The 15254-nt window shown below is 71.6% G+C and carries 12 protein-coding genes; 4 read left to right on the top strand and 8 right to left on the bottom strand.

Features of this window, described 5'->3' with window-relative positions:
- Positions 1–4 precede the first annotated feature (4 nt).
- The 4 genes from glxA to BJ971_RS23270 form a co-directional block, all read right to left on the bottom strand.
- Complete coding sequence (glxA, locus tag BJ971_RS23285; protein WP_184995352.1) at positions 5–1954, bottom strand: radical copper oxidase GlxA; 1950 nt, start codon at positions 1952–1954, stop codon at positions 5–7.
- On the bottom strand, positions 1951–3663 hold the full coding sequence (locus BJ971_RS23280) for a glycosyltransferase family 2 protein (RefSeq protein WP_184995351.1): 1713 nt from the start codon (positions 3661–3663) through the stop codon (positions 1951–1953). The genes glxA and BJ971_RS23280 overlap by 4 nt, the downstream gene beginning before the upstream one ends.
- Positions 3664–4176: 513 nt before the next feature.
- Positions 4177–5268, bottom strand: a complete 1092-nt coding sequence (locus BJ971_RS23275) for a hypothetical protein (RefSeq protein ID WP_184995350.1) — start codon at positions 5266–5268, stop codon at positions 4177–4179.
- 92 nt (positions 5269–5360) lie between these two features.
- Positions 5361–5585, bottom strand: a complete 225-nt coding sequence (locus BJ971_RS23270) for a hypothetical protein (RefSeq protein ID WP_184995349.1) — start codon at positions 5583–5585, stop codon at positions 5361–5363.
- Between the two features lie 129 nt (positions 5586–5714).
- On the opposite strand from BJ971_RS23270, the gene BJ971_RS23265 reads away from it, so the two are divergent.
- Positions 5715–6530, top strand: a complete 816-nt coding sequence (locus BJ971_RS23265) for a sugar nucleotide-binding protein (protein ID WP_184995348.1) — start codon at positions 5715–5717, stop codon at positions 6528–6530.
- A 3-nt stretch (positions 6531–6533) separates the two neighbouring features.
- On the opposite strand, the gene BJ971_RS23260 is transcribed toward BJ971_RS23265, so the two are convergent.
- The 3 genes from BJ971_RS23260 to BJ971_RS23250 all read right to left on the bottom strand — a co-directional run bounded on the left by BJ971_RS23260 (position 6534) and on the right by BJ971_RS23250 (position 11698).
- Positions 6534–7520, bottom strand: a complete 987-nt coding sequence (locus tag BJ971_RS23260) for a helix-turn-helix domain-containing protein (protein ID WP_184995347.1) — start codon at positions 7518–7520, stop codon at positions 6534–6536.
- Positions 7521–7633: 113 nt separating this feature from the next.
- Positions 7634–11335 (bottom strand): S8 family peptidase, encoded by a 3702-nt coding sequence (locus tag BJ971_RS23255; protein ID WP_184995346.1) that lies wholly within the window; start codon positions 11333–11335, stop codon positions 7634–7636.
- Positions 11336–11494: 159 nt separating this feature from the next.
- A complete protein-coding gene (locus tag BJ971_RS23250; RefSeq protein ID WP_184995345.1) occupies positions 11495–11698 on the bottom strand; it encodes a hypothetical protein in 204 nt (67 codons plus the stop codon).
- 540 nt (positions 11699–12238) lie between these two features.
- Here BJ971_RS23250 and BJ971_RS23245 point away from each other — a divergent pair.
- Genes BJ971_RS23245 through BJ971_RS23235 form a run of 3 tightly spaced genes read left to right on the top strand, consistent with a single transcriptional unit; the run spans position 12239 to position 14625 of the window.
- On the top strand, positions 12239–13177 hold the full coding sequence (locus BJ971_RS23245) for a phosphotransferase family protein (protein WP_184995344.1): 939 nt from the start codon (positions 12239–12241) through the stop codon (positions 13175–13177).
- 53 nt (positions 13178–13230) lie between these two features.
- Entirely contained in the window at positions 13231–13992 is a 762-nt protein-coding gene (locus tag BJ971_RS23240) for an SIR2 family NAD-dependent protein deacylase (RefSeq protein WP_203709610.1), read from the top strand.
- A gap of 30 nt (positions 13993–14022) precedes the next feature.
- Positions 14023–14625, top strand: coding sequence for a hypothetical protein (locus tag BJ971_RS23235; protein WP_184995342.1), 603 nt, complete (start codon positions 14023–14025; stop codon positions 14623–14625).
- Positions 14626–14629: 4 nt separating this feature from the next.
- Here the strand turns inward: BJ971_RS23235 and BJ971_RS23230 are convergent, their stop codons facing one another.
- Positions 14630–15253, bottom strand: coding sequence for a DJ-1/PfpI family protein (locus BJ971_RS23230; RefSeq protein ID WP_184995341.1), 624 nt, complete (start codon positions 15251–15253; stop codon positions 14630–14632).
- Between the last annotated feature and the right edge of the window lies 1 nt (position 15254).

The raw sequence follows: 15254 nt of genomic DNA, 5'->3' as shown, positions 1-15254 counted from the left end.
TGGCTCAGCGCACCCGCACCCAGCGGCCGGTCGACGGCACGCCCTTGTCGTCGACGAGGTAGAGCAGGTACCAGCCGGAGGGGACCAGGCCCCTGGCCTTCGGGATGGACAGGGCCAGCCCGCCCGGCGCGGGGGTGACGTCGAGGGCGACGGAGCGCTGGTCCACGTCGGTGACGTGGGTGACGGCGCTGGGGCGCATCAGCCGTGCGGCGCGGATGCGCCCGGCGTCGGCCGTGGCGAACGTGACCGTCGTGCCTCGCTGGACGGCGTCGGGCCCGGCGCCGACCGTGGGACGCTCGCCCTTGTACAGGTACGGCGGCGAGTAGACCTCGACGCGCTGCTCGAACGTGCCGGGGTTCTTCCCGGTGGGGTCGTAGAGCGGGTCGCTGCCCAGCGTGATGACCCGGCCGTCGGGGAGCAGGATCGCCTCGGAGTGGTAGTTGCGTCCGATCGTGGAGTCGGCGGCGTCGGCGAAACGGTTGCCGGCCGGGTCGTAGATCTGGGTGTTGAACAGGTCGCTGCGGGTCTGGCCGCGGTATTCGCCGCCGCGGTAGCCGGAGGAGCCGCCGGTGGTCAGCACGGTGTCGTCGGGCAGCAGCACGGTGCTCAGGTAGCGGGCGGGCTGCGGCAGGTCGGGGCCGGGCCGGTAGGCCGGCTTCGGTTCGTCCAGGTCGGCGATCGCGGTGCGCCGGGTGGAGACCGGTGATTCGCCGACCTCGCCGCCGCCGAAGATCATCACCTTCTGGTCCTGTGCGGGCGGCAGCAGTACCGAGGAGCTGGTCTCGGTCATCCGTGGGTCGGGCAGGCCGGGTACGACCTGGAACTTGTTGTTCGTCAGGTCCCACAGGCCGGGGGTGCGGCCCTCGGTGTCCGAGCCGTAGCCGGAGTTCGAGCCGGAGAAGAAGAGCCGGCCGTCCGCCACGAGGTGCAGGGCGGGGTAGGTGGGGAAGACGCGCTTGAGCTTCGGCGCGTCGACCCAGCGTCGCTGCCCGGTGAGGTAGCGCTCGTTGTCGCCGGGCAGCATCCGGCCGAACCCGTCCAGGCCGGAGACGGCGAGGACGTCACCGTTCGGGGTCTCGGCCAGGGTGGGGTACCAGCGGGGCTTCACCATGTCGCCGACGCGCTGGTAGCGCTCGGTGACCGGGTCGAACTCGTAGGACGTGTTGTCGCCGCCGTACTCCTGCTTCTCCCGGGTGATCTTGTCCGCGAGGCCGTAGAGGTTGCGGCGATCGGCGCCGGCGAGCCCGGTGAGGGCGTACTGGGCCGGGCCCCGGACGGTGGCGGCGTCGCCGGCCCGCTCGGCGTCGACCCAGACCTCGGCCTCGCCGGCGTGGGTCATCACAGCGTCGCCGTGCTTCATGGTGGTCGCGGCGGGCACGGTGACGTCGGCACGGGTCAGGTACACCAGGCCGGTCCGGCCGGTCAGGCGGGTGCCCTTGGGGAAGAACCGGGGCCCGCCGGCGGCCGACTCGTTCTTGATCTTCATGACGCCGGCCGGGTGGTCGATGTCCTTCTCGAGGACCTCGTAGGACTTGGTGCCCCCGGCGACCAGCAGGTTGCCGCTGGCGAGGAACGTGTGCCCGGCGCAGAACACGTCGGTCGGCGTCGGCACCTCGGTGAACTCGTCGTGGGCGGGGTCGAAGAGCACGGTACGGAACGTGCCGGCCTCGAAGTTGTCGCGGTTGTTGCCGCTGCCGGCGATGATCAGAACCTTGCCGGTACGCAGCAGCGCGGCGTGGATGGCGTTGACCCGGAAGTTCTCCGGCACCGGCAGGCGCGACCAGTGTCCGTACCGCTGCGTGTAGGACAGCCGGTTGATCTGGAACTCGTGCAGGGCCTCGGCGCCGAAGGCCACCATGGGCCGGTTGACGACGACCAGGACGGTCAGGACCAGCAGGGCGACGAATCCGCTGAGCAGGCGGCGGGTCGCGGTCGGACGGGGACGAGGGCTCATGCGTACGACTCCACGGGATTGAGGGCGGTCGTCCGGCCCCGTGCCAGCCAGATGGCCGGTGGGAGGAGACAGATGACGAGGTTGAGCGCGGGCCAGGCCCACATCGCGCCGTGCACATGCCCGGCGATCGGTGCGACGGCAAGCAGCGCGACGTAGAACGCGGCCCAGCGCAGGCCCGGGGCGAAGGTCAGCAGCCGGTCCGGGCTGGCCGAGTCGCCCTTGGGCGTCACCACGAAGTTGCTGCGCCGGCGCAGCACGGCGCCGAGGAACGACGACACGTAGATCGGCGTGGACAGCGTGGACACCAGCATGCCGGCGAGCCCGGACGAGCCGGCGTCCTCGTGCGGGCTGATGTTGTGCCGCCGGTTCCAGACGTAGAGGCCGACCTGGAACAGGGCCGCGTCGACGTAGAGCATCAGCCACACCTCCTGCGGCACCTGCACGCCCTTGGCGCCCAGCACCAGGTAACAGGCGGCGTTGGCGGCGCCGAGCAGCCAGGCCAGCGCGGTCAGCGGGTAGTAGGACAGCAGCAGCGCGTAGTGCAACGACCGGCGTACGCCGAGCCGGCGCACCACCTTGCCGAAGGACGTGACGGCCACCTCGTCGGTGCCGCGCGACCAGCGGTACTGCTGGCTGAAGTAGTCGGTCCACGACGACGGTCCCTCGCCGACGGCGAGCACGTCGGGCGTGTAGACCGAGCGCCAGCGCCGGCCGGTCCGCGGGTTGCGTCCACCGTGCACCGCGAGGCTGGTGGCCATGTCCTCGGTGATGGAGTCCTGTAGGCCGCCGATGCCGCGCAGTGCGGAGATGCGTACGGCGTTGTTGGTGCCGACGAGCATGGAGACGCCGAGGCGGTTGCCGGCGCGCTGGAGCAGGGAGTGGAAGAGGTATTGCTGTGATTCGGCCCAGCGGGTCACGACGTTGTCGTAGTTGCCGTAGATCTGTGGGCCGACGACGAAGGCGACGTCGGGGTCGCGGAAGTAGCCGAGGAGTCGTTCGCAGAAGTTGGGTAGTGGTACGTGGTCGGGGTCGACGGAGACGAAGACGTCGTACTGGTCGCCGTTGGCGTCGACCCAGGAGTTGTAGTTGCCGTGTTTGGTCTTGGCTTTGAAGGCGCCGGTGGGGGTGTTGTACTCGGGCCGGCCTTTGCGGCTGAAGTGCTGGACGCCGATGTTTCGGCACATCTGGCGTACCTGGTCGTCGTCGCCTTCGTCGAGCAGCCAGACGTCGTAGCGGCCGGCGTGGCGGATGGCCCGGGCGGCGCGCAGGGTGCGTTCGACCATGTCGACGGGTTCCTTGCCGGGCACGATCGTGGTCAGGAACGCGACCCGCAGGTCGGCCTGCGGCACCACCGGAACCGGGTCGCGGGCCCAGAGGGTGGCCAGGCACAGCGTCACGACGTTGACCAGCCGGAACAGCTCGATGAGCGCGGTCGCCACGATCATGAAGATGGTGGCGGCGTACAGCCCGGGGTGCAGGGTGCGCTCGGGGACCTCGATGGACGAGAGCAGCCAGGCGAAGAACGTGCTCTCGAACGCGAACGCGAAGAGCGTGATCAGCACGGTGGCGATCGGCCGGCGCCGGGCCAGCGGTCGCATGCGGACCCGGTACCCGTCAGCGGGCGCGGGCTCGGCCTGGCCCGCGAGGACGCTGAAGCCGGCGTAGTTGTAGCCGTCCGTTCTGCCGGAGGGTGTTTCTGTGACGCTCATCGACGGTTCTCTCACCTCACGGGCGGTCGCCCGGTTGAAACGGAGTGTCACCGAAAGTGACTGGAACGGAATGGCCGGTGACCGTCCTTTACGGACCGCCGTAAATGCCAGACGTATTCACGCGTTTATTGGCGTGATAGTGGTCCGGCTCCTGAATGCGCCCCGACAGTTCCATACGAGGACGGCGGAACCATAAATGTGAACCTTAAACGTGAGGGGCGACACGTGACCAGCGAGTAGAGATATACGCGGTGTAGTCGATCGATGTCCGCGGCACCATTTTGATATGTCGCGGTTGCCCGAATCATAGTGCGCAGTGGCTTTCGAGAGGTCTGTAACTGCGCAGGTCACGCTGACCGCTTCGCCATAATCGACTGTGGACCGCCATGCGTGGCTTGCGTCGGGCGTCACGTTCTGTGATGGTCGTTACAGGGAATTGCGGGCCGATCGCGCGATTAGAAAAAGGTTCATAATCGGGCTCCACCCAGCGTCCACGCGGGAGGGAAATGGTCGTCAGCGCATTTCGCCGCCACGGCGCCAAACGGCTCGGGCGGCTCGGCGCCGGATTCTGCTCAGGATCGCGTCATCGCCCTGGTCCGCCCGCCGTCGCAGGGACTCGGCGTGCCCCAGCATGCCGACGATGGTGTCGATCGCGGCCCGGAGCACCTGGCCGTCGTCGAGCTCGTCCGGGGTGGTCGCCTGCCGCACGCCGGCCGGCCGGAGCTCCGCCAGGGCGCCGACCACGTGGCACGGATATTCCCGCAGCTCGGCGATCTGGCGCTCGGCCAGCTCGCCCACCCAGCCGGCCCGGTCGAGCCCGACACCGATCCGCATCTCGTTCCCGGCCTGCTTCAGCACGGCGTCGACCAGGTGGTGCTGCACGACCCGCTGGTACGGGGTCCGGTGCGGATACCTGTCGCCCAGCGCCTGGTTGACCCGGCGGAGCACCTCGATCTCGGCGGCGCCCAGGGACGGGTTCGACGTGGGCGCGGCGAGCTCGCAGAGTCCGTCCGGGATGCCCATGACGCCGGCGAACCGGTGCCAGAGCAGGTCACGCGGTGCCGCCGGCCCCGGAACGGTCAGCAGGTGCCGCCGGGCGGGCGGTACCAGGTCGCCCCAGCGGCGCAGCATCCGGTTCGCCGTGTGCAGCTCCCAGAACGCCTCGAACCTGCCGTGCTCGACGTCGTGCAGGAACGTCCCGAACCGCCAGACCCGCCGTTCCCGGATGCTCTGCTGCCACATCGACGGGAACGTGCGCCAGAGATCCCTGCCCGCCACCAGGATGTGCACCTCGGCGGGCTCGAGGCTGGACACCGCGCGTTCCGCCTGCGCGGCGGTGGCGCCGCCCAGCGCCTCGTTGCTGATGATGACGTCGCCCGGCCACCCGGCGGCCTCCCCGGCCATCCGGTCCCAGGTCCAGGTGGCGCCGGGGTCGCGCCAGGACACCTCGCGCAGGTCGGTCATGGCGTCGTCGTGCGCGGACCGGGTGCCGGGGAGCAGGATGCCGGCGCGTCTCAGCCTCGGGTGGTTCTTCCAGAGCACGTCCTGCACGAAGGTGCTGCCCGTCTTCGGCGCGCCGACGTGCAGGAACACGCGTCTGGCCATGCCGCCCCCGTGATCACCCGCGAATGTTGACCGCCAGGGTGGCATATCGAACGGACGCGGGGAACCAAAGGAGCCAACGTTAACCGGACGGCCTACTGTGCGACTTTCGCCATTTCCCTGATGGCGACGGCGGCCCGGACGAACGCGTTGTCGGCGAGGTCGCCGATGGTCTCGATGCCGAACGCCTGCCGCAGACCCTCCGCCTCGGCCTCGGAGATGCCGGACAGCGCCGAAACGGGTGCGTCGACGAGGTCGACAAGCTGACTCGATCGATACTCCTCGTCGAGAATCGCGTCGAGGTTCACGGAGACTGCCATCGGTGTTTCCTCCCTCGTGCGTCGGGCGCCGGCCGGACGCGGCCGGGCCGCAAGCCGATGTTCCCACACCGGGGTGGTCCTTTGTAGATCCGACAACGGGGTGGTGGGCCGGCGGTAGGGTCCGTGCACATGACCAGAAGGATCTTGATAACCGGCGCGTCGGGGCACCTCGGCTCGCGGCTCGCGGAGCGCGCCGCGGCCGGATGGTCGGTGACCGGCACGTACTTCAGCAGCACCGACACCAAGGGCTACGACCGGCTCGACGTCCGGGATCCGGCCGCGGTCCGCGACCTGATCGATCGGGTACGGCCGGACGCGGTCATCCACACCGCGACGGGGCGCGACGACTGGCGGGTCATGGCGGACGGCGCCGCGCACGTGGCCGTCGCGGCGGCGGCGGCGGACGTCCGGCTGGTACACGTGTCCAGCGACGCGATCTTCTCCGGCGAGGCGGTCGAGTACGACGAGTCCGCCCTGCCCGACCCGGTGTACCGCTACGGCGCCGCGAAGGCCGCCGCCGAGACCGCGGTCCGGGCGATCCGCCCCGAGGCGGCCGTGGTGCGCACCTCGCTGATTCTCGGCGACGGCCGCGGGCAGCACGAGACCCTCACCCACGACCTGATCCGCGGCGTACGCCGCGGCGCGCTGTTCACCGACATGATCCGTAAGCCGGTGCACGTCGACGACCTGGCCGACGCCCTGCTGGAGCTGGCCGCCGGCGACTACCGGGGCGTACTCAACGTCACCGGCCCGGAGGCGATCGACCGCTACGAGCTGGGCGTCCTGACCGCCCGCCGCGCCGGCCTCGACCCCGCCCGGATACCCGCCGGGACGATCGTGGGCTCCGGCCTGCGGCTACCCACCGACGTGCGGCTGCGCACCGACCGGGCGGTTGCGCTGCTGCGTACCCGGCTGCGCGGGGTGCGGGAGTTCATGGCCGGCTGAGGGTCATCCCCAGTCGTGGCGGGCGGCATACCAGCCGAGCTGCATCCGGCTCTGCACCCCGGCCAGGTCCATCAGGTGGCGCAGGCGGCGCTGGAGCGTACGCAAGGAGAGGTCGAGCTGGGTGGCGACCGCCTGGTCGGTGAGCCCGGCCAGCAGCAACGCCAGGATCTTGCGGTCCAGGGCGGTGGGTGCGTCCGCCTCAACGTCCTGTGCCCGCTGCCCGCCCTCGCCGTCGAGCGCGGACACGTCGAGCGGATGCGCGTGCCGCCACACGATCTCGAACAGCGCGTCCATCGCCGTCAGCAGGCCGGCGCGGTGCAGCAGGACCGCGCCGGGCTCCTCGCCGGGCGTGACCGTCAGCGGCACCAGGGCGAGTTCGGCGTCGGCGAGCATCAGCTTGATCGGCAGCGACTCGACCACCCGCACCTCGACGCCGTCGCGCAGCGATTCGATGGTCTCGGCGACCACGCCGGGTTCGGCGAGCGCCGGCCGGTCGATCACCACCCGGTAGCGCACGCCCTGCGCCACCATCTGCGACTCCACCGGGTTGGCGCCCGGCGGCACGGCGACGAACGGCGTGGTGACGAAGCTGCGCACCTGGCTGCGGGCGGCGTGCTGCACCTGGGCGAACCGGTGCCGGATCGCCTCGACGCCGGTGACCACCTCGATCAGCTCGCTGATGCTGCGGCCGGCCATCGCCTTGCGGTGCTCCTCGGCGAGGGTGACGAGCGCCAGCTCGGCGCTGCGCAGCTCCGCACGCCGCTCGCTGATCATGGCGCCCAGCGCGATCGCGGGCGGCGCCGCGGCGAACGCACCGTCCGGTGTGGACTTCACCAGGCCGCACGCCATCAGGTTCGACAGCGCCGCCTCGACCTCGGGCGCGGGCACGTGCAGGGCATCGCCCAGCTCGGCGGGGCCGGCCTGCGCGCGTGCGGCGAGCGCACTGTAGACCGCCTCGTCCTCGGGGTTCAGGCCCAGCGCACCCAGCATCGGTGCCCGTCTCCTCTCCACCCGTAGACGCGGAGAGAGTATGCGCCACGCGGGCGCGTCCTGCACAGACCCGGGCCCCGGGACGTCGCCGCCCCAGGGCCCGTCGAGCGGTCTCACCGGAGGCCGTACGCCCGGATGATCTCCTGCTTGATGGCGAAGCCGGCGTCGGTCGTGCCGGCGGCACGCACCGACACGTAGCCACCCGGCTGCCTCGGCAGCCGGAGCGCGCCGTTCCACCAGCCGCCGCCCTTGCGCAGGGTCACCGGCTGCCAGGTGGTGCCGTCGTCGTACGACACCTCCAGCGTCACCGCGGTGACGTTGCCCGTTGCGGGTCCGCCGCCGGCCTGGGGGATCGGCTTGACGCGGATCTCCTCGGTGCGGCCGGCCCGGGCGTCGCCGTGCAGGTCGGTGTCGAGGCGGTACTCCATCTGGAGCAGCGCCATCGGCTCGAACCGGTCCGAGTCGTTGGAGCTGGAGACGAAGTCCCACTCGGTGTGCGTACGGGTCGACAGCCGCCACTCCTCGGCCGGGCGGGAGGCGTCCAGCACCAGGTGGTAGGGGAGCGTCCCGGGCGGGACGGCCTTCCACTGCAGCGACGACGACAGCTTGTTCTCGTGCAGCAGCTTGTCGCCCTGGTACAGCTTCAGGTTGGTCGGCACCGAACCCCATTCGAGGTTGCCGCCGTGCTCCAGGTGGTCGGCGGACGGGCTCCAGGCCTGCACGTTGATGGTCATGAAGTCGCGGTAGCGGCTGTTCTGCACCGCGAACGTCCGGTTGAACGCGGGCCGGACGGCCGGCGCGAACCAGTCCAGCCGGGTGGCTCCCTTGGCGTACGTGTTGCGGTTGGAGCTGTCCGTCCAGGTGCCCTGTGCGTGCGTCTCGTGCCAGAGCTGCCCCGGGGTGACCCATTCGGTCCGGGTGGAGGGGTGCCACTCCCGCTCGGGGAACCCGAGACCCGGGATGAAGGTCACGTCGTACCGGCCGCCGCTGCCCTCCATCGCCTGCGTGGGGTTGTAGTAGTGCGCGTCGATCCGGGCGAGGTCGTCGGTGCGCGGATGGTAGGTGAGCGCCTTGTCCGGCACCTTTCCGGAGTACGTGCGGGTCAGGTCGTAGAGGTAGGTGGCGTACGGCACCTGGTTGGTGACGAGGTGCCGCCTGCCGGTCCTGGCCAGGGCGACCAGTTGCGCGCCGGCGTCGCGGTGCACGGTGGCGACCGTGATCGGCGACGCGCCGACCGACTCGTTGAGCACGCCGGCGCCGTCGTTGACGACAAGCAGCAGCTTCGCGCCGGCGGCCACGGCGGCGGCGGTACGGTCCGGTGCGCTGACCGCGGCGCTGCGGGTCACCACCACGGCCTTGCCCTTCGCGTCGAGCGCGGCGTAGTCCGAGGCCGCGCCGTTGCCCGCGTACACGGTGGTCAGGAGGTCCCGGCCGGCGGTGAGGGTGCTGCCCGGCTGGACGGTGGCCTCGACGGGCCGCAGCCCGAGGGCGTCCAGGCTCAGCAGCGGCTCACCCCTGCGCCACCGGTTGACCATCGTGAACGAGCTCTCGGTGACCTGCTCGGTCGGCGAGAGGTACAGGTCGTCGTACTTGACCGGAATCTGGAACGCGTCACGGAAGCTGTCGCCGCCGGCGTACCCGACGGTGTAGTCGATCCGGCGCTGCCGGTCCTGACTGCGCCGGGGCGTGGTCGTGTCCAGCAGGCGCGCCTTGCCGGCGTCCAGGACGACGGTGGCTCCCGAGTCCTTGAGCACGGTCTCCGGATCCACCAGCACGGCGAAGCCCAGCGAGTCGGCCCGCTCGCCCGGAACATCCAGGAACGACTCCACGGTGTACGTGCCGGGCGGCATCCGCAGCGTCTGCTCACCCGTGACGGTGTAGTAGTACGGGTCGGGATCGCCCGCCTTCTTCACCACCACGGTCGAGGTGGCGGGCCTGCCGTCGCGGCCGAGGAGCTTGACCTTCAGGTCGTACCGCTCGTCCTCCTTGATCAGGCCGAGTGAGGTCCGGGTGACCGCGGCGCCGGTGGCGGCGTCGGTGCCGACGAGGTAGCCGGTGAACTGGCCGCCGCCGCCCTTTGTCGGATCGCCGGTGACGGGGACGCTCGCCTGGCCGCCGGCGGGGACCGTCACCGATGCGGCGCCCGCCGAGAACGGGCCCGTTCCGGTGGTGGCGAGGTTCAGGGTCACGTCGGTGGCGCCCGGGTTGGTGAACGTCACCTGCCTGGTCACCGGTGCGTCGGTCGGCTCGTGCGGCCAGTCGAAGTTGCCGAAGAAGACCGGGCCGGATGCCCGGACGCCGCCGCGGACGGCGGCGGCGACGTCGACACGGCCGGTGCCGACCTGGTACGGCGTGTAGCCGGCGGCCAGGCCCTTCGCGCTGCTCATCAGCGCTTCCTTGAGCTGTCGGCCGGACCAGTCGGGGTGGCGCTGCGCCAGGATCGCCGCCGCGCCCGACACGTGCGGCGTCGCCATCGAGGTGCCGCTGATCGACCGGTACGCGCCGGTGCCGGTGGTCATCTGCTGCGAGCGGGCGGCCGTGATGTTCACGCCGGGCGCGGTGATGTCCGGCTTGAGCGCGCCGCTGCGCACCAGCGGACCGGTGCTGGAGAAGGCCGCCAGGCGGTCCTGTTTGTCGACGGCGCCGACGGTGAGTGCGCTCGCGGCCGCGCTGGGCGAGCCGATGGTCTGTGGCCCGCTGTTGCCGGCCGCGATGACGAACAGCGTGCCGTACTGCGCGGACAGGGTGTCCACCGCGACCGACATCGGGTCGGTCCCGTCGGAGAGCGTCGAGTCGCTCAGGCTCATGCTGACGATGTCGGCCCCGGACGTGGCCGCCCACTGCATGCCGTCGAGCACCCACGAGTCCTGGCCGGAGCCGTTGTTGTTGAGGACCTTGCCGACGATGAGGTCCGCGCCGGGCGCGACACCCTTGTACGAGCCGCCGGAGGCCGCCCCGGTGCCCACGATCGTCGAGGCGACGTGCGTGCCGTGGCCGTTGACGTCGGCGGTGTCCTCGCCCGGCACGAAGCTGACCTTCTCGTCGATCTGAGCGGCGAGGTCGGGGTGGCCGGCGTCGATCCCGGTGTCCAGCACCGCGACCTTGACCCCGCGCCCGTCGTAACCGGCGGCCCAGGCCTCGGGCGCGCCGATCTGCGGCACGCTCTCCTTGAGGTTGGTGGTGACCCGCCCGTCCAGCCAGAGCTTGGACACCCCGCCGCCGAGCGCGGCGGGGGCCTTGCCCGCGCCCGGCGCGATGGTGGTCCAGAACGAGCGGGTCTGCTTCTTGTCCACCGCGAGCGCCGCGGCACCGACCCGCCGCAGGTCGCGCACCAGCCTCGCGCCCTGCGGCGTGACCGGCTCGGCGGCGCGTGTCTTACCCGGCGGATAGGTGCTGATCACCGGCACGGTCGCGGCCTTCGCGTCGTCGTAGCCCATCTCGATGAGATCGGTGACGTTGAACAGCCGCCGGTCCAGCCGGTCGCCGCTGAGCAGGGGCAGGATCTCTTCGGGCAGGACGAACAGGTCGCCGCCGCTCTGCTGCATGCGGACGCCGCCGACGGCGTTGTCGGGCCGGTCGACGTCGACCGTCTCGGTGCCGCCGGCGGACGCCGTCACCGTGACCACGTCGCCGGTGATCAGCGTGACCGTGTGCCGGGACTGGGGCGCGGCGGTGGGGGACGGGCCGGGGGAGGTGGCGTTCGCGGGTGCCGGGATCGCGGCTGTCGCGGCGGCGATCAGGCCGGCCGCTGCCGCCGCGGCGATAAATCGGCGCCGCGCCGGTCCAGGTGCGGGTGGCTGCGTGGGGGTTGGCATGCGAGAAGTTCTATCTCTTTGCCGGAAGCCCGTGAACACCGACGGCTGGCGGAGTCGCGCCAGGGCGCAACTCCGCCATCTATCGAGTTTTGTCCGGCGGCGACCAGCGCGCGGCCCACCATCCACCCAGGACGCTCCCGACGGCCGTCGGGAGTTCCGCTACGGCGCGGCGGGCAGCTGACCGTCGACGTCGGTCAGCATGGAGGAAAGGGTGCGGGCGTACCGCTCGGCGGCGGAGGCGGTCGCGGCGGCCACCCTCCGGCGCTCGCCGGGCAGGGCCGCGTGTCGTCCGGAGAGTTCGCGGCGCAGCGCTTGCAGCTCGGACAGGTGGCAGTCCAGCAGGTTCAGGATCTCGCCGTGCATCACGACACCTCACTCGACGATGCGTTGCTCCTAGCGGGCCGCGCGGCCCTGTTGGCAGGAAGGGAGTGGCGCGATCCGCTGGACCGGCCCCACTCCGCCGATCCTGCACGACGGGGACCGGCCCAGCGGTGCAGCTACTTCTTCTTGTCCTTCTTCTTGTCCTTCTTGGACTTCTTGGACTTTTTCGCCATGACCATGCTCCCTTCTCCTCGTCCGGGCGGGCGGCATGGTCCGGCCACGGCCGCCCCTGACGCAGGTGAACCTGCGATCAACGTCAGGTGACCGAAGGATCTACGATCAGCAACGTCTCCGTCACGGTAGCGACTGAGATCCAAAGTTGCCAAGAGGCCGTCGCCACCCCTTTTTGGGGACTTCCGCCCGGTCCCATCCCGGCGTCGTTTCCGGCCTTCCACATGCCGGGAATCGTTGCCACGGCACGGATTCGGCCCGCTTCCGCGCGCCGGCAAGCCACGAATTCCCGGCCGACCTGGAAGGATGTACAAGATCCCGAAGGAGGCCGGGCATGGAGATCCGAGACCCGTGGCATCGCCGATGACCGACCTGCGGCAGGCGCATCACCTCGCGCGGGTGATTGTGGAGGCGGCCCTGGGGCGGGACCCCGGCGTCATGACGCCCGCGGAAAGTCTCTCGCATCACGTCTACGTCGGCGCGGACATCGTCGTGAAAATCATTCCCGTGGCGGGCCACTCCCGGCTGGACCGGGAGATCGCGCTGGCGCCCGCCCTGCCGGCCGGCATCACCGCCCCGCTGCTCGACAGCGGCCTGCACCGGCTGGACGGGCGCGAGGTCCGCTACGCGTGCTACGCCCGCGCGCCGGGTGTCGCTCCCGGCGCCGGCCTGCCCGGCGCCGACGCCGCGACCGCGCGCTCCCTGGCCGGGCAGGCGGTTCAGCGGCTCGGCGCGCTGCACCGCTGGCGTCCGGCCGGCCACGCCGGGCGGACGCTGGGCGAGCCGCTCGACCACGGCGGTTTCGTCAGCCGGGCGGCGCTGCTCGCCGGGGTCGAGAGCCTCGCCGCCGCGGACCGGGACGGGGTCGTGCGGCGCCCGCTGCTCGACGGCCTCACGGCGATCGCCGAGGGCGCGCCGCCACACGCCCGGTCGGTCGTCCCGGTGCACGCCGACTGCCACTGGGGCAACTGGCTCGCCTCCGGCGGCGACGTGACGGCGCTGCTGGACTTCGAGTGGGCCCGGCTCGGCGAGCCGGTGGACGACTGGTTCTTCCTGATCGCGGACGCCGGCCCGCACCTGGAGACGGTCCTCGACGTCATCGCCCGGGAGACGGTGACCTCCCCGGAGGTCCTCCGCGCGGAGTGCGAGGTCCGGGAGGCCGCCTACCTCACCTCCGACCTCGTCATCGCGCTCGCCGACCCGGTTACCCATGCCCGGATGGGCGCCGCGCGCCTGAGCCGCCTTGAGGAGGTGGTCACCGGCGGCGCCTGGCGGCGCCCGGCCCGCTGACGCCCTGGTAAATGGCTCGTCGGCCGACCGCCCGCTGCCTACCATCGACAACCGTGAACAGCAACTACTTCGATGGAGTGGAACGGGTGGCGGTGCTCACCGGCGCCGGCATCTCGACGGACTCCGGTATCCCGGACTACCGGGGGCCGGCCGGCGTCTGGACCCGGGATCCGGGACTGGTCAAGGCGTTCACCTATCAGTCCTTCATGGCCGACCCGGCGGTCCGGGCGGCGTTCTGGGACACCTATCTCGACAGCCCGGCCTGGAGTGCCCGGCCGAACCCGGCGCACCGCGCGCTCGCCGGGCTGGAGCACTCGGGGGTGGCGGTGCGCGTGCTGACGCAGAACGTCGACGGGTTGCATCAGGGCGCCGGCTCCAGCGCGCGCAAGGTGCTCGAGCTGCACGGCTCGATGCACGAGGTGGTCTGCACCGGTTGCGGCCGGCGTACGCCGAGCGGGCCGACGATGGCCCGGGTCCGGGCGGGCGACCGCGATCCCCGCTGCGCCGACTGCGCGGCGATCCTGAAGCTGGCCGTGGTGCTGTTCGGTGAGCACCTCGATCCCGCCGTCACCGGCCTGGCCGGGCGGATCGCGGCCAACGCCCAGCTCATGCTCGCGGTCGGCAGCTCGCTCGGCGTCGAACCGGTCGCCTCGCTGTGCGCCGTGGCGGTCAACGCCGGCAACCGGCTGGTGATCGTCAACCGTGACCCGACCCCGTACGACGACCTCGCCGCCGAGGTGATCCGGGAGCCGATCGGCGTGGCCCTGCCGCGGATCTGTGCCGCGGTCGCGGGCGCCACCCCGGTCTCCGGATAGCTGTCGGGCGGTCGCGCTACCCTGCCTGGCGTGTTCGTCTTCGGCGACAGTGATCAGCCCGAGGACTCCCGCCCGCGGCGCCGGGGTCTGTGGCTCGCCGCCGCCGTCGTGACCCTCGCGGCGGCGGCGCTCGCCGTGGCCGGTGCCACCTGGTATGCGGGCCGGGGCGAGGCGACCGGCGGATACTCGTGCGCGTTCCTGGTCGGCCCGGACGAGGCCGAGGTGAAGGCGGCCGAGGAGCTCTGTCACCGCAAGGCGCGCGACCGGGTCCGGCGGGCCGACATCGTCAACCCGGGGCCGATCGGCCACGAGGGCACCGCCTGGTTGATGCGCGACGCGCTCCATCGCGCCTTTCTCTGCCCGCCGCCCGGGCCGGTCGGCTGCGATGACCGGGGCGCGCTCCGGGCGGCGACCGACGCCGACGTGGCGACCGCCCGGAACGCTCTCGGCGCGGCGGGCCTGCCCGACAGCGTCGTCCGCCTCGCCACCGGCGAGGATCCCGCGCCCGCCGGCGCCCTGGTCTACTCGTTGCTGATGGGCGACGGCTGCGTGGTGGGCTACCTGGACCTGGCCTCCGGCGACCAGTGGTACGAGGTGGCCGGCCTGCTGCCCAACGGCCGCTGCCTGGCGTGACGCCTCAGCCGATCAGCCCGAGGGCGCGCTCGGCGATGCCGGCCGGCGCGGTCGCCGGCGAGCCGGCGTCGAACGGCGGCCGCGGGTCGTACTCCATCGCCAGCTGGACGGTCTGTGCCGTCGCGACGTCGGTCATCCGGGCCAGCATGGTCAGGGCCATGTCGATGCCGGCCGATACGCCGGCGGCCGTGATGATCCGGTCGTCGATGACGACGCGTTCGCTCACGGGTTGCGCGCCGAACCCCGAGAGGTGTTCGAGCCAGCCCCAGTGAGTCGTCGCCCTCCTGCCGTTCAGCAGCCCGGCGGCGCCCAGCAGGAACGATCCGCTGCACACCGACGTCGTCCAGCGGGTGCGCTCATGGGCGACCGTGATCCAGTCGATCAGGTCCTTGTCCTGGAGCGCCTCGACGGTGCCCGGCCCGCCCGGTACGACGATCACGTCCGGGTACGGCAGGTCCGCATAGGACTTCGTGGCGGTGAGGGCGAGGCTGCCCTGGTCGTCGAGGACCGCACCGGGCCGGGCGGCCACGAAGGTGACCGTGAAGCCCTCGGTGAAGGCCAGGACCGTGTAGGGCCCGACGGCGTCGAGCGCGGTGTAACGGGGGTACAGCGGGATGGCGATGTGCATG

The organism is Amorphoplanes digitatis (assembly GCF_014205335.1).
Taxonomy (GTDB): Bacteria; Actinomycetota; Actinomycetes; order Mycobacteriales; family Micromonosporaceae; genus Actinoplanes; species Actinoplanes digitatus.
The sequence above is the reverse complement of the archived record's forward strand: the minus strand, read 5'-3'. Positions and strand labels throughout refer to the sequence as shown.

Coding starts and splice junctions, on each gene's coding strand:
- glxA (WP_184995352.1), bottom strand. CDS start 1,954: ATGAGCCCTCGTCCCCGTCCGACCGCGACCCGCCGCCTGCTCAGCGGA.
- BJ971_RS23280 (WP_184995351.1), bottom strand. CDS start 3,663: ATGAGCGTCACAGAAACACCCTCCGGCAGAACGGACGGCTACAACTAC.
- BJ971_RS23275 (WP_184995350.1), bottom strand. CDS start 5,268: ATGGCCAGACGCGTGTTCCTGCACGTCGGCGCGCCGAAGACGGGCAGC.
- BJ971_RS23270 (WP_184995349.1), bottom strand. CDS start 5,585: ATGGCAGTCTCCGTGAACCTCGACGCGATTCTCGACGAGGAGTATCGA.
- BJ971_RS23265 (WP_184995348.1), top strand. CDS start 5,715: ATGACCAGAAGGATCTTGATAACCGGCGCGTCGGGGCACCTCGGCTCG.
- BJ971_RS23260 (WP_184995347.1), bottom strand. CDS start 7,520: ATGCTGGGTGCGCTGGGCCTGAACCCCGAGGACGAGGCGGTCTACAGT.
- BJ971_RS23255 (WP_184995346.1), bottom strand. CDS start 11,335: ATGCCAACCCCCACGCAGCCACCCGCACCTGGACCGGCGCGGCGCCGA.
- BJ971_RS23250 (WP_184995345.1), bottom strand. CDS start 11,698: ATGCACGGCGAGATCCTGAACCTGCTGGACTGCCACCTGTCCGAGCTG.
- BJ971_RS23230 (WP_184995341.1), bottom strand. CDS start 15,253: ATGCACATCGCCATCCCGCTGTACCCCCGTTACACCGCGCTCGACGCC.